We start from the raw sequence: 4,440 nt of genomic DNA, 5'->3' as shown, positions 1-4,440 counted from the left end.
CCGGGCGCCGCCGCGGGGGGCGGGGGGGGGGCCGCCCCCCCGCCGCCGCGGCAGCGGTGGCCGCCGCGACGGCGGTTCCCGCGCTGGCGTGGCTGTACCGACGCCGCTCCCGCTGAGGGCACAACCGGCCCCGGTGGTTCCCGCCGGGGCCGGTCGTCTGCTCAGGCCGACCAGTCCCGGGCCAGGCGCGCCGAGCATTCCAGCAGCATTCCGTGCACGAACGCCTGCGGGATGTTGCCGCGCAACTGCCGCTGGCGGACGTCGTACTCTTCGGTGAACAGGCCGGGCGGCCCGCAGGAGGCGCGGTTGCGTTCGAACCGACGTGCGGCCGTCACGGCATCGCCGTGTTGGTGTTCGGCCAGGGCGAGCCAGAAGCCGCACACCAGAAAGGCGCCCTCGGCGGCGCCGAGGTCACGGTCGTCGTGGCGGAAGCGGTAGACGTAGCCGTCCCGGCCGAGGTCCTCCCGAACGGCGCGCACGGTGGCGATGCTGCGTGGGTCGTCGGCGGGCAGCGCGCCCCTGAGGGCAGGAAGCAACAGCGCGGCGTCCACGCTGTCGTCGTCAAGGGATCGTTGCCAGTGGCCACGCGGATGCAGGGAAGTCCGGCTGGTCTCGGCCAGGATCCCGTCGGCCAGTGTCGTGCAGCGGTTCGTCATCATGAATCCGGCCGTACGCCGGAGACCGGCCACGCAGGTCAGGTTGGAGTGGGTCCAGGACCGGTCATCCAGCTCCCACACGCCGTCTTCGGTCTTGCGCCACTGCTGCTCGATGGCGTCGATCGCGATCCCGATGGCCCGTTCGGCCTCCGCGGTCAGGTGGTCGTGCTCGGCGGCCGCGCCGAACAGGAGCAGGGCCTCGCCGAACACGTCGAGCTGGAACTGGTGCCGCACGCGGTTGCCGACCCGGTCGGTCCCGCCCGGATAGCCGGGAAGGTCGAGCTCGCGCTGGTCGGGGATCTGGTCACCGGTGACGGTGTAGGCCGGGCGCAGGTCGGGGCCGTCCTCGATCAGCCGTTCCGCGACGAAGCGGACGGTGTTGTCCATCAGGTGGTGGGGCTGGTGGGCGGCGACGGCCTCGCCCACGTAGCACTGGTCACGCACCCACGCGTACCGGTAGTCGTAGTCGCTGCCGAGTTTTGCCCGCTCCGGCAGTGAGGTGGTGGCGGCGGCCATGCCGCCGTCGGCCGACGTCAGTCCATTCAGGACCGAGTAGGCGTGCCGGCTGTCATGGGGAACGAGCATGTCCACGCAGTCCGGCACCCGCTCACGCCAGCCCTGCTCGGTCTCCTGCCAGCACAGTCGCGGATCCGGTGGCGGCCCGTCGAACGGCCGGTCGGAGATCTCCAGCACGAAGTCGTGGTGCTGCCCGGCGTCCACCCGCACGCGCCCGTCGACGGCGCCGCTCCACCGTATCCACAGTGGACCGCTGCGCATGGTCCGCACGTCGCCGTGCCGTTCGACCTCACGCACGTCGGCCCGGCCGAAGTCGGCCGCGGGTTTGCAGCGCACCAGCAGCTCGACGGGATCGTCGCCGGCGAGAACACGGCGTAGCAGCACCGCTCGGTGCGGATCGGCCGGCAGGGCCAGCGCCTCCCGGCATTCCACGACCGTGTCGCTGGTGCTCCACCGGCTGTGCCAGATCAGGGTGCCGGGCGCGTAGTAGCCACCCCAGACGTGCCACGGGTCCGCCGGCACGACCTGATACTGCCCGCCGCCACCCACCAGCGCGCCGAACACGGCGTCGTCGTGCCATCTCGGCGCGCACATCCACGCCACGCAACCCTGCGGATCGATCAGCGCGCCACGTTCGCCGTCGGCGACCAGCGCGTACTCCCGCAGGACGTGCGGTATGCAGTCCAGTCCGTCCACACCGGACGGATACCCAACTCAGCGCACTCGGAAGCGCTCCGCGTCGGCCTCCTTGAACACCAGCCCGTTGCCGGGCGTTTCGGCGGGAACGAGGCAGCCCGCGACCGGTTCGAGCACACCGTCGAACAGCATCTGCTCGATGCGCACGTGGTCGTGGAAGTACTCCAGGTGCCGCAGGTGCGGCGGCACCGTGGCCGCGTGGACGTGAGCCATGGGGGCGGTGTGCCCCGAGAACGGTTTCGTCGTCGCCGACGCGACCCGCAGCCACTCCGTGATGCCCACACACCGCGTGATGTCCGCCTGCAACACATCCACGCACGGGGCCATGACCTGGAAGTACTCCAGGTGGTAGCCGTACTCCCCCGCGGTGACGTCAAGCGCCAGATCACGCGACAAATCGGCCAGGCCCGGCAGATCGTCGGAACTGACCGGCTCCTCGAACCAGGTCACGTCCGCCTGCTCGACCAGCCGTCGACCCAGCCGCAGCGCCGTGACCTGATCGTACGCGCCGTTCGCGTCCACATACAGCTCCGGATCGGCGCCAATGGCCTCGCGCACCACGCAGGCCCGTTCGACATCGTCCTCCGGCGAGATCCCGATCTTCATTTTCACCCGCGGGATGCCCTCCTCGACCCAGCCGGCGAGCTGCGGGACCAGACTGTCCCGGGAGTACGTGGTGAAGCCGCCGGACCCGTAGACCGGCACCTCGCTCCGGCTGCCGCCGAGCAGCCGGTGCAGCGGCACGTCGAGGGTGCGGGCCTTGGCGTCCCACAGGGCCAGGTCGACGGCGGCGATCGCCATCGAACACAGGCCGGGGCGGCCCAGGTTGCGGATCGCCGCCCGCATGACTTCCCAGGCCGCGCCGGTGTCCCGCACGTCGATGCCGACGACCCGGGGCGCGAGCAGGCTGTCGATCAGCACCGAGAGGCACTCGTGGCCGTAGGCGTGGCCGATGCCGGTCACCCCGGACCGAGTGCGCACGGTGACCACGACGATCGTGGTCGCGTCCCACGACAGCGTGCCGTCCGCCTCCGGGCCCCCGGTCGGCACCGTATACGCCGCGGCGGCGACCCCCGTGACCTCGTGCCCGTCGTTCATGACGGGACAGAAACGTTCAGGCGGCCCAGGATCGCCAGGTCGTCGAGGGCTCCCCAGCGCTCGACGACCTTGCCGTCGGCCAGCCGCGACATCTGCATGCCGCACGTCTCCACCCGGCGCCCGGTGGCCGCGACACCGTGGAACCGGCCACGCTGCGTGCCGCTGAGCCGGTACACCAACGCCACGTGGTCACCCTCGGCTATCACGACGTCCTCCTCCAGGTGCAGATCGGGGAACGCCTCGCTCAGATCGGCGAAGTACCGCTGTACGCCGTCGAAGCCGCCGCCGTGCTCGGGCACCGGATCGTGGTCGACCAGGTCGTAGCCGTACACCTCGTCGAGCCGGTCGAACTCCTGCTTGTTCACCAGCTCCAGAAGCCGCCGGACGGTCCGCACGTTGTGCTCACGAGTCATTGCCAGCGTCCTTCGCGTTGTCGTAGGCCAGTTGCAGGCCGTCGTTGACCGCGAGGGCGGTCAACGTGACGCAAACCAGCCGGGTCAGACGCGGCGCGAACACCAGGCCCGCCGTCAGTCCGGTCGCCACCCACACTGCCAGGCAGAACGGGCACGTGACCAGCTCACCGGCGGCGTGCTGGGCGCCGTGACCCCGGACGGACTCCATCAGCTCACCGTCGCCGGCCGGCTCCTCGTACCGCGTGAACGGGGCCCGCAGCGGGCTGGTCACCGCGTCCTTGGTGAGCAGGCGGCTCAGCTTGTAGGTGGCGAACGACAGCAGCACCGTGTCGGTGACGCCCGGCGTGGGCGGCGGGATCCGCAGCGACCTGGCCAACAGGGCCAGGCCGCCGGTCACCCCGCCGTACACGCCGAGCACCGCCAGGTAGCCACCGAGCGGTCGTTCCTCGTCGCCCTGGTACTGCTGCTTGATCCGGCGGATCAGGGTTTGAGCCGACATTCGTGTCACCGGACCGCCGGACCGGCCTTGCTGGTCTGCCTCACGTGCTCCAGGAACTCGTGGCAGCGCCGTGCGCGCTCGGAGTCCTCGGCCATCACCTGCTCGAAGAACTCGGCGATCTCGTTCTCCCCGGCATTGCGGGCGTCCCGCACGTACTGGCCGTAGTCGTGGCCGCCCTTGAGCGAGTGGTACTGCACGGAGATCAGGTCGAAGCTCACGTCGTCGAAACCGGTCTCTCCGGTCGCCATGTCCGTCTCCCTTCTTCTTCTGTCGTCAGTAGTGCGTTACCCCGCCGCGGCGCGGGTAATCGTCGCGCCATGGGTGAACTACGGATGGCGATGATCCAGGGCGGCACCGACCGGCGGCTCGACGGCGTGGCCGACTACACCGGGCACCTGGTGCCGGCGCTGCGCGAGGTCGGCGTCGACGTCGTGGAACTGGCGGCGGGCGCGGATCTCGTGCACGTGCAACACGCGCCGTTCGGATTTCCGGACGGTATGGGCGAGGCTCGGTTTCCGGCGCCGCTGGTCACCACGTTGCACGAGTACGACGAGACCCTCGT

6 protein-coding genes are annotated in these 4,440 nt (G+C 70.6%); 1 reads left to right on the top strand and 5 read right to left on the bottom strand.

The window, feature by feature from the left end; genetic code table 11:
- Positions 1-161: 161 nt before the first annotated feature.
- The 5 genes from AB0M73_RS49625 to AB0M73_RS49605 are packed head-to-tail and all read right to left on the bottom strand — an operon-like array spanning position 162 to position 4,126.
- Positions 162-1,868 (bottom strand): glycoside hydrolase family 15 protein, encoded by a 1,707-nt coding sequence (locus AB0M73_RS49625; RefSeq protein WP_363907197.1) that lies wholly within the window; start codon positions 1,866-1,868, stop codon positions 162-164.
- Between the two features lie 18 nt (positions 1,869-1,886).
- A complete protein-coding gene (locus tag AB0M73_RS49620; protein WP_363907195.1) occupies positions 1,887-2,966 on the bottom strand; it encodes an enolase C-terminal domain-like protein in 1,080 nt (359 codons plus the stop codon).
- Positions 2,963-3,379 carry an ester cyclase gene (locus AB0M73_RS49615; protein ID WP_363907193.1) on the bottom strand — a complete coding sequence of 139 codons (417 nt, stop codon included), beginning with the start codon at positions 3,377-3,379 and terminating at the stop codon, positions 2,963-2,965. The genes AB0M73_RS49620 and AB0M73_RS49615 overlap by 4 nt, the downstream gene beginning before the upstream one ends.
- Positions 3,369-3,878: a DUF1360 domain-containing protein gene (locus tag AB0M73_RS49610; RefSeq protein ID WP_363907191.1), complete on the bottom strand. Its 510-nt coding sequence runs from the start codon at positions 3,876-3,878 to the stop codon at positions 3,369-3,371. Before AB0M73_RS49610 ends, AB0M73_RS49615 begins: the two co-directional genes overlap by 11 nt.
- A 5-nt stretch (positions 3,879-3,883) precedes the next feature.
- Positions 3,884-4,126 carry an acyl carrier protein gene (locus AB0M73_RS49605; RefSeq protein WP_363907189.1) on the bottom strand — a complete coding sequence of 81 codons (243 nt, stop codon included), beginning with the start codon at positions 4,124-4,126 and terminating at the stop codon, positions 3,884-3,886.
- A gap of 69 nt (positions 4,127-4,195) precedes the next feature.
- Between AB0M73_RS49605 and AB0M73_RS49600 the strand changes: the two genes are divergently transcribed.
- On the top strand, positions 4,196-4,440 hold a 245-nt coding region (locus tag AB0M73_RS49600; RefSeq protein ID WP_363907187.1), incomplete at its 3' end, for a hypothetical protein.

It is taken from the genome of Kutzneria sp. NPDC051319 (genome assembly GCF_040682195.1).
In the GTDB taxonomy this organism is placed as follows: domain Bacteria; phylum Actinomycetota; class Actinomycetes; order Mycobacteriales; family Pseudonocardiaceae; genus Kutzneria.
This window is presented reverse-complemented; position numbering and strand designations above follow the sequence as displayed.